The sequence below is a fragment of the Lachnoanaerobaculum sp. genome, from assembly GCF_057250505.1.
Genome location: NZ_DBHIEQ010000007.1, coordinates 1 through 14,347 on the forward strand (window position 1 = coordinate 1; position 14,347 = coordinate 14,347).

16 protein-coding genes are annotated in these 14,347 nt (G+C 38.1%); all 16 read left to right on the forward strand.

Going from position 1 to position 14,347, the window contains the following annotated elements; translation table 11 throughout:
* The first annotated feature begins 616 nt into the window (after positions 1-616).
* The 16 genes from ACO6FI_RS04385 to ftsH all read left to right on the forward strand — a co-directional run bounded on the left by ACO6FI_RS04385 (position 617) and on the right by ftsH (position 14,275).
* On the forward strand, positions 617-1,495 hold the full coding sequence (locus ACO6FI_RS04385; protein WP_485456280.1) for a YicC/YloC family endoribonuclease: 879 nt from the start codon (positions 617-619) through the stop codon (positions 1,493-1,495).
* Between the two features lie 7 nt (positions 1,496-1,502).
* Entirely contained in the window at positions 1,503-2,135 is a 633-nt protein-coding gene (gmk, locus tag ACO6FI_RS04390) for a guanylate kinase (protein ID WP_485456281.1), read from the forward strand.
* Positions 2,136-2,381 carry a DNA-directed RNA polymerase subunit omega gene (gene rpoZ / locus ACO6FI_RS04395; RefSeq protein WP_008751277.1) on the forward strand — a complete coding sequence of 82 codons (246 nt, stop codon included), beginning with the start codon at positions 2,136-2,138 and terminating at the stop codon, positions 2,379-2,381.
* 61 nt (positions 2,382-2,442) lie between these two features.
* Positions 2,443-3,765 carry a 30S ribosomal protein S12 methylthiotransferase RimO gene (rimO, locus tag ACO6FI_RS04400; RefSeq protein ID WP_485456282.1) on the forward strand — a complete coding sequence of 441 codons (1,323 nt, stop codon included), beginning with the start codon at positions 2,443-2,445 and terminating at the stop codon, positions 3,763-3,765.
* The gene (gene pgsA / locus ACO6FI_RS04405; protein WP_485456283.1) at positions 3,762-4,301 is read left to right on the forward strand and encodes a CDP-diacylglycerol--glycerol-3-phosphate 3-phosphatidyltransferase; all 540 of its coding nucleotides are present in this window, start codon (positions 3,762-3,764) and stop codon (positions 4,299-4,301) included. Before rimO ends, pgsA begins: the two co-directional genes overlap by 4 nt.
* 22 nt (positions 4,302-4,323) lie before the next feature.
* Positions 4,324-5,052: a nicotinamide-nucleotide amidohydrolase family protein gene (locus ACO6FI_RS04410; protein WP_485456284.1), complete on the forward strand. Its 729-nt coding sequence runs from the start codon at positions 4,324-4,326 to the stop codon at positions 5,050-5,052.
* A 25-nt stretch (positions 5,053-5,077) separates the two neighbouring features.
* Positions 5,078-5,389, forward strand: coding sequence for a hypothetical protein (locus ACO6FI_RS04415; RefSeq protein ID WP_485456285.1), 312 nt, complete (start codon positions 5,078-5,080; stop codon positions 5,387-5,389).
* Positions 5,386-6,279, forward strand: coding sequence for a hypothetical protein (locus tag ACO6FI_RS04420; protein ID WP_485456286.1), 894 nt, complete (start codon positions 5,386-5,388; stop codon positions 6,277-6,279). Before ACO6FI_RS04415 ends, ACO6FI_RS04420 begins: the two co-directional genes overlap by 4 nt.
* 31 nt (positions 6,280-6,310) lie before the next feature.
* Positions 6,311-6,652 carry an arsenate reductase family protein gene (locus ACO6FI_RS04425; RefSeq protein WP_274969618.1) on the forward strand — a complete coding sequence of 114 codons (342 nt, stop codon included), beginning with the start codon at positions 6,311-6,313 and terminating at the stop codon, positions 6,650-6,652.
* Positions 6,652-7,281 (forward strand): cyclodeaminase/cyclohydrolase family protein, encoded by a 630-nt coding sequence (locus ACO6FI_RS04430; RefSeq protein ID WP_485456287.1) that lies wholly within the window; start codon positions 6,652-6,654, stop codon positions 7,279-7,281. Before ACO6FI_RS04425 ends, ACO6FI_RS04430 begins: the two co-directional genes overlap by 1 nt.
* Positions 7,278-8,111 carry a bifunctional 5,10-methylenetetrahydrofolate dehydrogenase/5,10-methenyltetrahydrofolate cyclohydrolase gene (locus ACO6FI_RS04435; RefSeq protein WP_485456288.1) on the forward strand — a complete coding sequence of 278 codons (834 nt, stop codon included), beginning with the start codon at positions 7,278-7,280 and terminating at the stop codon, positions 8,109-8,111. The genes ACO6FI_RS04430 and ACO6FI_RS04435 overlap by 4 nt, the downstream gene beginning before the upstream one ends.
* 110 nt (positions 8,112-8,221) lie before the next feature.
* Positions 8,222-8,815, forward strand: a complete 594-nt coding sequence (locus tag ACO6FI_RS04440) for a helix-hairpin-helix domain-containing protein (protein WP_485456289.1) — start codon at positions 8,222-8,224, stop codon at positions 8,813-8,815.
* Between the two features lie 9 nt (positions 8,816-8,824).
* Positions 8,825-9,520, forward strand: a complete 696-nt coding sequence (locus tag ACO6FI_RS04445; RefSeq protein ID WP_040457947.1) for a response regulator transcription factor — start codon at positions 8,825-8,827, stop codon at positions 9,518-9,520.
* A gap of 2 nt (positions 9,521-9,522) precedes the next feature.
* Positions 9,523-9,999, forward strand: coding sequence for a 23S rRNA (pseudouridine(1915)-N(3))-methyltransferase RlmH (gene rlmH / locus ACO6FI_RS04450; RefSeq protein WP_485456290.1), 477 nt, complete (start codon positions 9,523-9,525; stop codon positions 9,997-9,999).
* Positions 10,000-10,094: 95 nt separating this feature from the next.
* A complete protein-coding gene (locus ACO6FI_RS04455; protein ID WP_485456291.1) occupies positions 10,095-12,389 on the forward strand; it encodes a hydratase in 2,295 nt (764 codons plus the stop codon).
* A gap of 11 nt (positions 12,390-12,400) precedes the next feature.
* The gene (ftsH, locus tag ACO6FI_RS04460) at positions 12,401-14,275 is read left to right on the forward strand and encodes an ATP-dependent zinc metalloprotease FtsH (protein WP_485456292.1); all 1,875 of its coding nucleotides are present in this window, start codon (positions 12,401-12,403) and stop codon (positions 14,273-14,275) included.
* Positions 14,276-14,347: the final 72 nt, after the last annotated feature.

Here is a 14,347-nt window from a genome sequence, read left to right on the forward strand (position 1 = left end):
TTTTGTGGGGCTTATAAAATAATTATTTTAGGACATAATCATTTATGCTTGACATACTTTTATAAAAAATATGACAGCATTTTCTATTTCTTTTTTATTGAATAGATATAAGATAGAAAATACTAAGAGACAGTAAGTAACTGGAGTTTAGAGATAGATTTATCATTATTTTATGTAGTAAATTTATAAAGTATTAAATACTTGTGATATAATGTGTGTGAGCATAAAAATGAGTATGCAACACAAAAATCAAGTTAAAATGGAGAAATGTGGCAATGTGTGAGGCATTGGATAAAATAGAGGGAATCGGAGTTAAAAAGGGCATTTTGTTCGGTAGAGAAGAAGGTAGGATACTGAGTGTAGAGTAAGGTGAAGATTTAGTGTTCAGGCTAAACGGTATTTTAGTAAGAGAAGGAAATATAGAAAAGATTCTTAAGGCAAGCGAAGATAGGGAGTACAGGTTTGAAAAAATCCTGTCTTTTTCTATTTCAAGTATATATTGGAAATAAACTTTTCACCCTAGGGAAATAAATAAGTTTGTTCCCCTTCCTTGACTTGACCGAAATAAAAAAGTATAATCAAGTGTAAATGTCATAAACTGAATGGAGATAAAACATTGATAAAGAGTATGACAGGCTTTGGAAGAGCCGAAGAGATAACTGATGATTATAAATTGTCTGTAGAGATTAAGTCTGTGAACCACAGATATCTGGATCTGAATATAAAAATGCCGAGAAGATTTTTTCCCTTTGAAGCTGAGATAAGAAATATTATAAAAAAATATGTCTCAAGGGGAAAAGTAGACCTTTTTATAAATTATCTGGACTTTAAGGACAAGGCAAGTGGAGTATATCTGAATAAAAATATAGTAAAGAAATACCTTGATATAGGCTTGGAACTTTGCAAAGATTATAAGATTGTTGATGATTTGAAAGTGTCACATCTTTTGACACTTCCGGATGTTATCAGTATTGATGAACCCAAACTGGACGAAGAGAGGGTAAAAAGTCAACTCTTTACAGTATTGGAAGAGGCTTGTAAAGTGTTCTTAAGTACAAGAGAGTCGGAGGGTGAGAAACTCTTTACAGATATAAATTCCAAACTTGAGCTTTTGACAGATACCGCAGATAATATTAAGGAAAGATACCCGCAAGTTTTGGAAGAGTATAAGAGTAAACTTACCTTAAAGGTCAATGAGCTTTTAAGCGGAGCAAGTATTGAGGAGAACAGAATCGCAACGGAGGTGACTTTGTTTGCAGATAAAATATGTGTAGATGAGGAAGTTGTAAGACTTTTTAGCCATATAAAGGCTATGAATGATGAGATGAAATTGGATACCGGCATAGGTAGAAAACTTGATTTCCTTGCTCAGGAGATGAACAGAGAGGCCAATACCATTCTTTCGAAATCTACAGACATAAATATAGCTAACTATGCTATAATACTTAAAACGGAAATAGAGAAAATAAGAGAACAGATTCAAAACATAGAATAGAGGGAGTATGGCTGACGGAATATTAGTTGTTGTATCGGGTTTTTCAGGTTCAGGGAAAGGTACTCTGATGAAAAAGCTCATGTCGGAATATGATAATTATGCCTTGTCGATTTCTGCCACTACAAGGCCTCCGAGAAAAGGGGAAAAAGAAGGTAGAGAATATTTTTTTAGAAGCAAAGAAGAGTTTGAAAAACTTATTGCAGGTGATGAGCTTATAGAATATGCCATGTTTTGCAATAATTACTACGGAACACCTAGGGATTATGTTTTAGAGCAAAGAAAAAGCGGAAAGAATGTTATACTTGAGATAGAGGTGCAGGGAGCACTGAAGGTCAAGGAAAAGTATCCTGATGCAATGCTGATTTTTATAACTCCGCCTGATGCAAACACGCTAAAGGACAGGCTTGTTAATCGCGGAACCGAATGTGAGAATGATATAAAGGCCAGATTAAAGCAGGCCGCTTGGGAAGCAGGTTGTATGTGTAAGTACGACTATATACTTATAAATGACGATTTGGAAAAAGCGGTTAAAGAATTAAATCATATCATTGAAAGCCATGGTAACTTAAAAGTGGACAGCAAAAATTTCATAGAAAAGATAGAAAAAGACTTAAAGACAATGTTTTTGGAGGAAAAATAAATGTTACACCCATCATATAGTGAACTTATCAATGTTGCAAACTCAGACGTGGATCCGGGTGAGGCACCTGTAGTACAGAGCAGATATTCAATAGTTATTGCCAGTGCAAAGAGAGCAAGACAGATCATTGACGGTGAGATACCTGAGGTAAAGGCTGACGGTAAGAAGCCGCTTTCTATTGCTGTCGAGGAACTGTTTGAACAAAAAGTAAGAATAACAAACGATGATCCTAATAACGAAGCTTAAGAATCATTTTAATGTGCCATCATTTTCATGATGGCTTTTTATTAGTTTTTGAAAGGTTTTTATGAAAATGTCGATGGTGTCACTGGGATGTGACAAAAATACGGTTGACTCGGAAATGATGCTGGGTCTGATGAACGAAAAAGGTTTTGAATATACGGATATTGATGAAGAAGCTGAGGTAATGATAATAAATACCTGCGGCTTTATACAGTCTGCAAAGGAAGAGAGTATCAATGCTATACTTGAGGCGGCAAGACTGAAAGAGGAGGGCAATCTGAAGGCGCTTATAGTTACGGGTTGCCTTGCACAAAGATATAAGGATGAGATAATAAAAGAGATTCCTGAGGTGGACGCGTTGCTTGGTACTTCAAGTTTTGATAAGATTGTGGAAACTGTGGAAGATGTACTTGGCGGTGAGATAAAGAATGAGTTTTTGGATCTTGACAGATTGCCGTCAATTTCAAAAAAGAGGAAAAATTCTACAGGCGGATATTATGCATATTTAAAGATTGCAGAAGGTTGTAATAAAAATTGTACCTACTGTATTATACCTTCACTTAGGGGAAATTACAGAAGTTATCCGCTTGAGGACCTTATAATACAGGCAAAGGACCTTGCTTCACAAGGAATAAAGGAGCTTATTTTGGTGGCACAGGAGACTACTTTATACGGAGTGGACCTCTACAAAGAGAAGACTTTGTCGAAGCTTTTAAAGGAACTTGCTAAGATAGACGGTATCGAGTGGATCAGAATACTTTATTGCTATCCTGAAGAGATTACGGATGAGCTGATAGATGTTATTGCAAAAGAGGATAAGGTATGTAAATATCTGGATATTCCGATACAGCATGCTTCCGACAATATCCTTAGGAGAATGGCAAGAAGAACTACACATGACGACTTGGTAAATATTATAGGTAAGCTTAGAAAAAACATACCGGATATCACTCTCAGAACCACAATTATAGCAGGTTTTCCGGGTGAAACCGAGGAAGATGTCAATACTGTAGTTGATTTTATAAAGCAGATGAAATTTGAAAGACTTGGAGTCTTTACATACAGCGAAGAGGAAGATACCGTTGCGGCAGGATTTGACAATCAGATAGATGAGGACGAAAAAGAGGCCAGAAGAGACAGAATAATGAGAGTTCAGCAGGAAATCTCACAAAAAAATCTGCAAGAAAAGGTCGGAAAGACATTCAAGGTACTTATTGAAGGCAAACTTCCCGAAGAAAATGTATATTTGGGAAGAACATATATGGATGTACCGGGAGTGGACGGATATGTATTTGTAAACACTGACAGGGAATATATGTCCGGAGACTTTTGTGATGTGCTTATTACAGGTTCATCAGAGTATGATTTAATAGGAGATGCACTATGAATTTGCCTAACAAATTGACAGTTTTGAGAGTATTATTGATACCTTTTTTTGTGGCAAGTCTGTTATATAAAGGCGGTGAGTACTACAACTTTAGGATTGTCGCCCTGATTATATTTGCCGTTGCGGCAATTACAGACACTTTGGACGGTATGATTGCAAGAAAGTATAATCTTATTACGGACTTCGGCAAGTTTATGGATCCGCTGGCGGATAAGGTACTTGTATGTTCGGGACTTATTTGTTTTGTGGAACTTAGACAGTTGAGCTCTGTAGTAGTGCTGATAGTTATAGCAAGAGAGTTTATTATAAGCGGTATTAGACTTGTAGCATCGGACAACGGGGTTGTTATAGCGGCTGCAATGTCAGGTAAGTTAAAGACCGTTGTGCAGATGATTACCGTTATTTTACTTATTATCAATTTAGAGCAGCTAAGCATTGTAACAAATGTTTTTATTGTACTGATGCTTTTCCTTACAGTATTTTCACTATGTGAGTATATTATTAAGAATAAGAGTGTTATAATGAGCAGTAAATAGATGTATTTATAAAGGAGACAAAATGGATACAGTTACAAGAAATAAAACAATAAAACTCATTGGAATAACCGAAAAAGAAATAAGAGCCGATATTTCAGACTTAATGGACAATGAAGATTTGGATATTGAAATAAAGCCTTTTGATTCTAAAACTTATATAGTACTTACAGCGGATGCGGATACGGAAGATGAAGCAAAGGATATTATAAGGCCTGTTTCAAAGGAAATAAAGAAAAGACTTGGAAACTATATTTATTCCACAAAGGAGAAAAAGTCGCTTGAGATGAGTGTGGTAAGTTTGCTTGAAAAGAATGAACTTACCATATCTACCGCAGAGTCGTGTACAGGAGGACTTTTGGCAGGAAGAATAATAAATGTTCCGGGAGTATCTGATGTATACAAAGAGGGATTTATTACATATACAAACAAGGCTAAAAGAAAAACTTTGGGAGTAAATAAGGCGACACTGAAAAAATACGGTGCCGTAAGTGCTCAGACTGCAAGAGAGATGGCACTTGGTGCAGCTCTTGAAGCGGACAGTGATGTAAGTATTTCAGTAACAGGTATTGCCGGACCTGACGGCGGCACTGCACAAAAACCTGTAGGATTGGTATATATTGGAGTATGTGTAAAGAATAATGTCCATGTGGAAGAGTTCAGATTCACAGGCGACAGAGCAAATGTCAGGGAGCAGACAGTTATCTCTGCACTCGGATTGCTTAGAAAGTGTATTTTGGAGTATTGTTCTTAGCAGACTTTATTTAAGTGAGGTATATATGGTATTTTCAAAAAATTTATATCTGTCTTCAGATATAAAGAATGACTATAGAAAATATATGAGATACGTAAAGCTTAATAAAACCTCTTTTTTATTACATCTGGTTGTATTTCTTGAAGGAGAAGACAAGCTTACACTGGTGCATAATGCCGTTTTTTTAAACAGCTATAAGGATACAAATGCTTATATAGTCGGGCTTGCTCTGGGCAAAAAATCGGGAATTGAGCTTATTTCAAAAATAGTTGAAGATACCTATAAAACAAGAGGTGATTTTGAATATCACAGTTTTTTAAAATCGGAGGAAGGATGATAGGCGTATTACTTACTATATTAAAAGTTATCGGTATTATTATCCTCGCTTTGATTGCACTCGCGCTGCTTATTGTTTTGATGGTGCTTTTTATTCCGGTAAGATATAAAGGTAAAATTTATTTTAAAAAAGTACCGGATATAGATTTGAGTGTTACCTGGTTTTTTAAATTTCTTAATATCTCGCTTAAGTTTAAGGATGAGCTTGATATAAGTGCAAGGGTGGCTTGGTTTTTCACTTTATTTTCCAACAAGGAAGATTCAAATGATGAACAAAAGATAAACTCCGACAATAAAGATAATTTTGAAAAAGAAACTGAAGAAAAAAGTTTATCAAAGAAAGATGAAAACAAAGGGAAAAGTGCTTCTTTAAAAGGTGATAATGTAAAAGAAGTAAAAGAACATAAAAAAGATACACAAAACACACCACCTGTTAAAGCGGATGAGCTTAATAAACAGGAAAAAAAGCATTCCAAGGCGGTAAAAAAAGCTAAAAATAAAAAGACGGATAAGAAAAATAAGAGTCTGCCTGAAAAGATTTTGGAAAAGGTGAAAGATATTCACTATATTATCACAAATGACGAAAATAAGCTTATCTTTATGAAGATGCTTGAAAAAGTAAAAAAGATTATAGTTCATGTACTGCCAAGGAAAATATCAGGTTACTTTAAGTTCGGTTTTGAGGATCCGTCTGTTACCGGTCAGGTGCTTGAAATTCTGGCTGTATTTTATCCGCTTTATGAGGATGGTTTTGAGATTATACCGATGTTTTACGATGAGATTATAGAAGTGGATATTTCATTTAAAGGCAAATTGCGAATTTTTTATGCGGCATATATAGGACTGCTTTTATGGTTAAATAAGAAAAAGATAAAGACAAGACCCCAATAAGGGTCTTTCTTATTAGTATTTCGGAGAAAAAATGAATATACAAATATTTGGTACAAATAAGTCTTCAGATACGAAGAAGGCTGTAAGATTTTTTAAGGAGAGAAATATAAAGTTTCAGCTTGTAGATATGAAAGAAAAGGGACTTTCAAAAGGAGAGTTTAACTCAGTTATGCAGGCTGTAGGAGGATTTGAAAATATGCTGGATGAAAAGTGCAAGGATCTTGAGACTTTGACACTTATAAAATATCTTTCACAAGAAGATAAAATCCCTAAGATTTTAGAGAATCAGCAGGTACTTAAACTGCCTATAGTAAGAAACGGAAAAGAAGCGACTGTAGGTTATACACCTGATGTGTGGAAAGGATGGACATAATGAATACAGGAAGTTATAAGATAGATGAATATTTAAAAGAGTTGGCATCAAAATCACCTGTACCGGGTGGAGGCGGTGCAAGTGCAGTTGCAGGTGCATTATCTGCGGCATTGTCAAGTATGGTCTGCAATCTGACTGTAGGCAAAAAAAGCTATATTGTTGTAGAAGATGATGTAAAGAAAATACTTGAAAGCATGAATTCTCATATGGAGAACTTTATAAAGCTTGCCGACAAGGATGCCGAGGTCTTTTATCCGCTGTCACAGGCTTACGGTTTTAAGCCTAAGGATGAAATTGAAAGAGCGGAGCATGAAAAGAAAATGGAAAAGCTTTTATACGATGCGGCCATGGCGCCACTTGAAGTTATGAAGGAAGCAGGAGAGATGTTATCGGACATTGAGTTTTTGGCTAAGAACGGCTCAAAGCTTGCAGTTTCCGATGCCGGAGTGGCTGTAAGTTTGCTTAGAAGTACAGTAGGCGGAGCTATGATGAATGTGGTTATAAACTTAAAATATATGAAAGACAGAAAACTTGCCGGAGAGCTTTTGGACGAAGCAAGTGAGTTGCTTGAAAGCAATATAAAAAAAGCCGACATTATATACAGAACAGTGTTGGAGGTACTTTTATGATTTTACTATACGGAGCGGATACTGCAAATGTTATAAAAGAAGAGATTGAAAGTATGAAAAAAAGCTTAAACGGATATACTCCCACTCTCGGCATAGTAAGAATCGGAGCAAATCCTGCAGACCTTTCATACGAAAAGGGTGCAATCAAGAAGATGGAGTCGCTCTCATTGAATACCAAGGTATTTGAGTTTGACGAAAGTATCTCATCGGATGAGTTTTTGGATGAATTTAAAGAGATAAATGCCGATAAAAATATTGACGGAATACTTCTTTTCAGACCTCTTCCAAAGCATATAGATGAAAAAAAGGTGATTGACGCGCTGGATGAAAAAAAGGACCTGGACGGTATTTCATACAAGAATATAGCAAAGATTTTTGCCGGTGAGAAGGACGGATTTGCGCCATGTACCGCTAAGGCTGTAATGAAGATTATTGAGAGCAATAATATAGAGCTGGAGGGTAAGAATGTTGTTGTAGTGGGAAGAAGTATGGTCATAGGTAAGCCTGTGGCTATGATGGCGCTCAGTAAAAATGCTACAGTTACAATCTGCCACTCAAAGACAAAAAATCTGAAAGAAGTCTGCAAAAATGCCGATGTGCTTATAGTGGCGGTAGGCAAGGCAAAGATGATAAATGAGGCGTACATAGGGGATAATGCGATTGTCATCGATGTAGGAATCAACTTTGTGGACGGTAAGCTCTGTGGCGATGTGGATTTATCCAATGTAGTCAATGCCGCTATGGCTACACCTGTTCCTAAAGGTGTGGGAGCGGTGACGACATCCGTATTGGCAGAGCATCTTTTGATAGCGGCAAAAAACAAATCTTAAAATTAACAAGTTAAGATATGAAATAATAACTTAATATTTTAGATACTTGTTTTTAACTTGTAATTTGCTAGAATAGAATTATACTTACATGGCTGTCTGAAAGGAGAGCTATGAAAAAGATATTTTTGCTGATGTTTTTATGCTTTTTGCTTACTGCTTGTAAAGATAAAAGTGATATCAAATTTGAAAAAGCGGATATTGAGACCTTAGAAGAAATCAGTGAAGCTTCTTTAGAAGAGAGTGTGCTTGAGACTACCGCTGTAGAAGAGTATATTGATGTATTTGTTTCGGGCTGTGTGAATAATCCGGATGTGTATACATTAAAGAAAGGCTCCATCATAAATGAAGCTGTCAAGATGGCGGGCGGTTTCAGCGAGGGAGCCTGCAAGGATTATGTAAACCTGGCAAAAAAGCTTGAAGGCGGCGAACATATAGTTATTCCAAGTGTGGATGAGGTTGAGAGTGAAAGTTTTCAAATGCCTGTGGATGAAGCAAAAGATTCGCAAGGTGTTGCACTTGTAAACATCAATACCGCAACTAAGGAAGAGCTTATGTGTTTGCCGGGTATAGGAGAGAGAAAGGCCGATTCCATAATAGAATATAGAAAGTCAAAAGCTTTTTCATCTCCTGAGGATATAATGAATATATCCGGAATAAAAGAGGCGGCATTTAATAAGATTAAAGATAAGATTTGTATAAATTAGGAGTTAATGATGAATAAGGCACTTGTTGTAGATGATGAAAAATTGATAGTCAAAGGGATTAAGTTCAGTTTGGAGCAGGACGGCTACGAGGTGGATGTGGCCTATGACGGTAAAGAAGCTCTAAGAATGGCTAAGGAAAAAGAATATGATATAGTGCTTTTGGATGTAATGTTGCCTGAGATGGACGGTATGGAAGTCTGTCAGGCTATAAGAGAGTTTTCGGAGATGCCCATTATTATGCTGACCGCAAAGGGCACCGATATGGATAAGATACTGGGGCTTGAATACGGTGCCGACGACTATATCACAAAGCCTTTCAACATACTTGAGGTCAAGGCAAGGATAAAGGCTATAATAAGAAGAAATTCAAAAAAGTCAAAGGCGGCAGATAAAAACGACAGAATAATAGAGGTGTCCGACTTGAAGCTTGACCTTGACAGCAGAAGAGTCTTTGAAAAGGGAAAGGAAGTCAACCTTACCGCAAAGGAGTTTGATATCTTGGAGTTGCTTACTCAAAATCCTGACAAGGTGTATTCAAGGGAACAGCTTTTAAATATTGTTTGGGGCAATAAATTGCATGAGGCAGGTGATGTAAGGACTGTGGATGTACATGTGAGAAGACTTAGAGAAAAGATTGAGCCGAATCCGAGCGAGCCTAAGTATATCCATACCAAATGGGGTGTGGGATACTATTTTAAGGAATAGTTATGAATATAAATATAGTTGTGGTGGGCAGTATTAAAGAAAAATTTTATCGAGATGCCATAGATGAATATGTAAAGAGACTCTCAAGGTATGTGAAACTGAGTATTACAGAGGTAAAGGATGAAAAGACTCATGCAAATGCAAGTGCATCTGAGGAAGATAAGATAAAACAGATTGAGGCGGAGCGTATCTTATCAAAGCTTAACAACAGCTATGTGGTGGTTCTTGCAATTGACGGTAAGAAGTATACCTCGGAAAGTTTTGCAAAGAGGATGGAAAATTATGACATCTTGTCAAAGGGGAACCTCACATTTGTTATAGGAGGATCTTTAGGACTTCACGAGAGTGTACTTAAGAGAGCCGATGAAAGGCTGAGTTTTTCGGATATGACCTTTCCGCATCAGCTGATGAGGGTTATATTGCTTGAGCAGATATACAGAGCATACAGAATAAGAAATAATGAACCGTATCATAAATGAGGGCAATGCCCTCATTTTGATTTTTAAGATAAAATCAACAGCCTTGAAAATAACTTTTTGATAGGATATACTATTGTAGAAAACTAGGAGGAAATATGGTTAAATTATACAATGGCGGTGCTTACTTAATAAACGGTAATACACTTATTGAAGAAAATGATAAAGATAAAATAAAATCGGTTACAGGAAAAGAGATAGATAAGGAAGAGGCAAGAAAGGGAAGTATTGCTTATAATATATTGAAGGCTCACAATACATCGGGAAATATGGACAAGCTCAGACTTAAGTTTGATGCTATGGCTTCACATGATATTACCTTTGTAGGAATAATACAGACAGCCAAGGCAAGCGGTATGGAAAAATTTCCGCTACCTTATGTTTTGACCAATTGTCACAATTCACTTTGTGCAGTAGGCGGAACTATAAATGAAGACGATCATATGTTCGGACTTTCCGCTGCAAAAAAGTATGGCGGAATATATGTACCTCCTCATATAGCGGTAATTCATCAGTATATGAGAGAGGCGTTTGCAGGTTGCGGCAAGATGATACTGGGTTCGGATTCACACACCAGATACGGCGCTCTCGGAACAATGGCTATAGGTGAAGGCGGCGGAGAGCTTGTAAAACAGCTTTTGCAGGATACTTATGATGTAAACAGACCTGAAATAATTGCAATTTATCTGGAGGGAGCACCGAAGGCAGGTGTAGGACCGCAGGATATCGCACTTGCAATTATTGGTGCGGTGTTCAAAAACGGTTATGTAAAGAACAAGATAATGGAGTTTGTAGGACCGGGAATCGCGTCTATGACTACAGATTACAGAAATGGTGTGGATGTAATGACTACCGAGACCACCTGTCTGTCATCCGTTTGGGAGACAGATGAGGATACAAAGAAGTTTTTAAGTGTGCACGGAAGAGTCGGTGATTACAAACAGTTAAAGCCTGCAGATGTGACATACTATGACGGAGTGGTATATGTAGATCTTTCCACAATAAAGCCTATGATTGCATTGCCTTTCCATCCGAGCAATGTTTATGAGATAGATACTCTTAATGAAAACTTGGAAGATTTGTTGCATGAGGTCGAAGTTGAGGCGGTAAAGATTGGCGGAGAGGCCGGAAAGGGCTTAAAGCTTGTCGATAAAATCGAGAACGGAAAGCTTCGTGTATCACAGGGTATCATAGCCGGTTGTGCAGGCGGTACATATTCAAATGTAATGGAAGCCGCACATATTTTAAAGGGACATAGTACAGGATTTGATGAGTTTAACTTAAATGTATATCCTTCATCACAGCCGGTATTTATAGAGACTACAAGAAATGGTGCGGTAGCGGACCTTATGGAGAGCGGCGCCGTTGTAAAGACGGCTTTTTGCGGTCCTTGTTTCGGTGCGGGGGATACACCTGCAAACAACGGATTGTCAATAAGACATACTACAAGAAACTTCCCTAACAGAGAGGGTTCAAAGCCGGGTTCAGGACAGATGTCCGCTGTAGCGCTTATGGACGCAAGGTCTGTAGCGGCGACTGCAAGAAATAAAGGTATATTAACAACTGCTACAGAGTATGCCGATGACTATGTTGTGCCTGAGTACCACTATGATGATACGATATACAAAAACAGAGTATATAACGGATTCGGTAATGCACATGAGGACAGCAATCTGGTATACGGCCCTAATATCAAGGACTGGCCTGAGATGACTGCACTTACAGACAATATACTTTTAAAAGTCTGCTCAAAGATACTTGATGATGTTACAACTACAGATGAGCTTATACCTTCAGGTGAGACATCTTCATACAGATCCAATCCGCTTGGACTTGCGGAGTTTACACTTTCAAGAAGAGATCCTGAATATGTAGGCAGAAGCAAGAAGGTGGATGTTATAGAGAAGGCAAGAAGAAGCGGAGCCGACATTTTAAGGGACAATGCCGAATTAGCCGATGTGTTTGATAAGATAAAGACAATTGAAGGCTTTTCAAATATAGTTGCAAACAATACCGAGATAGGCAGCATGATTTATGCAAAGAAGCCGGGTGACGGTTCTGCCAGAGAGCAGGCTGCAAGTTGTCAAAGAGTAATAGGCGGACTTGCAAATATTGCTAAAGAGTATGCCACAAAGAGATACCGTTCAAATGTTATGAACTGGGGTATGCTGCCTTTCCTTTTGGATGCAGAACCTGATTTCGAGGTGGGAGATTATATCTTCGTACCGAATATCAAGTCTCATCTAAGGGGTGATATGTCAAAAATTCCTGCCTATATAATAGGTAATGATATAAAAGAAATCAGTTTAAACATCGCTGAAATGACTGATGCCGAAAAATCCATCGTAGAGGCAGGTTCTCTTATAAATTATAATAAGAGTAAAATAAAATAGAAAGGAAGTGTATGGATAAAAAAAACAAAAATGAATCCAATGGCCTTAATAACAGGACGATAATAATACTTATAATTGCGGCCGCCATTGCATTTTTTGCGGTAAGTCTGCTCTCAAGCAGGTTAAAGAGTGCTACCACAAAGGAAGTACCCTATACCGAGTTTATGAAAATGGTAAATGACGGTAAGGTTGAATCTGTGAAGGTGATGGCAAATTCTATTGAAATCAAGGTTAAGCCTAATCTTTCGGATTACTCATCAATGACGGTTTATAAGACTGTCAGAATAGAGGATGATACATTGGTTGACAGACTTTATGCCGCCAATGTACCTGCGACTATGGAAAGGTTTGAGACCACCTCCGCAATATTGTCGTTTTTAAGCTTTATTCTGCCGTTTATATTCTTTGTACTCATGATGAACTTCTTAATGAAGAGAATGGGCGGCGGTGGATTCATGGGAGTTGGAAAGAGCAATGCCAAGGTATATGTTCAAAAAGAAACCGGTATTACATTCAAAGATGTAGCCGGTGAGGATGAGGCAAAGGAGTCTTTGACGGAAATAGTCGACTTTTTGCACAATCCCGAGAAATATACCAAGATTGGAGCCAAGCTTCCAAAGGGCGCTCTTTTGGTAGGACCTCCCGGAACCGGAAAGACCCTGCTTGCAAAGGCTGTAGCCGGAGAAGCGGATGTGCCTTTCTTTTCACTCTCAGGTTCAGATTTCGTTGAGATGTTTGTCGGTGTAGGTGCTTCAAGAGTAAGAGACCTATTCAAACAGGCACAGGAAGCGGCACCTGCTATTATTTTTATAGACGAGATAGATGCCATAGGTAAGAGTAGAGATTCAAGGATGGGAGGAGGAAATGATGAGAGAGAACAGACTCTCAATCAGCTTCTTTCAGAGATGGACGGTTTTGACTCTTCCAAGGGACTTATAGTACTCGGAGCTACAAACAGACCTGAGATACTTGACCCGGCGCTGCTTCGTCCGGGCAGATTTGACAGAAGAGTGATTGTAGAAAGACCGGACCTTAAGGGTAGAGTTGCAATCCTTAAAGTACATTCAAAAGATGTGTTGATGGATGACTCTGTAGACCTTGAGGCTATCGGACTTGCAACATCAGGTGCGGTAGGTTCCAGCCTTGCAAATATGATAAATGAGGCTGCCATATTGGCTGTAAAGAAGGGGAGAAAGGCTGTAAAGCAAAAAGACCTTTTTGAAGCCGTAGAGGTGGTACTTGTCGGCAAGGAGAAAAAGGACAGAGTACTTAATCAGGAAGAGAGAAGGATTGTGTCATACCATGAGGTGGGACATGCTCTTATATCGGCTCTTCAAAAGAACTCCGAACCTGTTCAAAAGATTACCATTGTACCGAGAACTATGGGAGCCTTGGGCTATGTAATGTATGTGCCTGAGGAGGAGACATATCTGAAGTCTAAAAAAGAACTTGAGGATATGATTGTAAGTACTCTCGGAGGTAGAGCGGCGGAGCAGATAGTATTTGAGTCTGTGACAACAGGTGCTTCAAATGATATTGAAAAGGCCACTTCTATTGCCAGAGCCATGGTTACTCAATACGGTATGAGCGAGAGATTCGGCCTTATAGGTCTTGCAAAGGTTGAGAACCAGTATCTCTCAGGCAGAGCTGTACTTGACTGCGGAGATACTACAGCTACCGAAATAGACAATGAGGTAATGAGAATCCTTAAAAACAGCTATGATGAAGCTCTTAGAATACTCAGTGAAAACAGAGATGTAATGGATAAGCTGGCTGAATTCCTTATAACAAAGGAAACAATAACAGGCAAAGAGTTCATGAAGATTCTAAGAGAGATAAAGGGACTGCCGGAAAAGGTTGAAATAAAGAAGGCTATATTGGTATAAAATAAAGATGCCGGATTGGAAGGTCAATCCGGTATTTTTGTATACTGTTTTGAGTTAGTAGGGGATATAGAA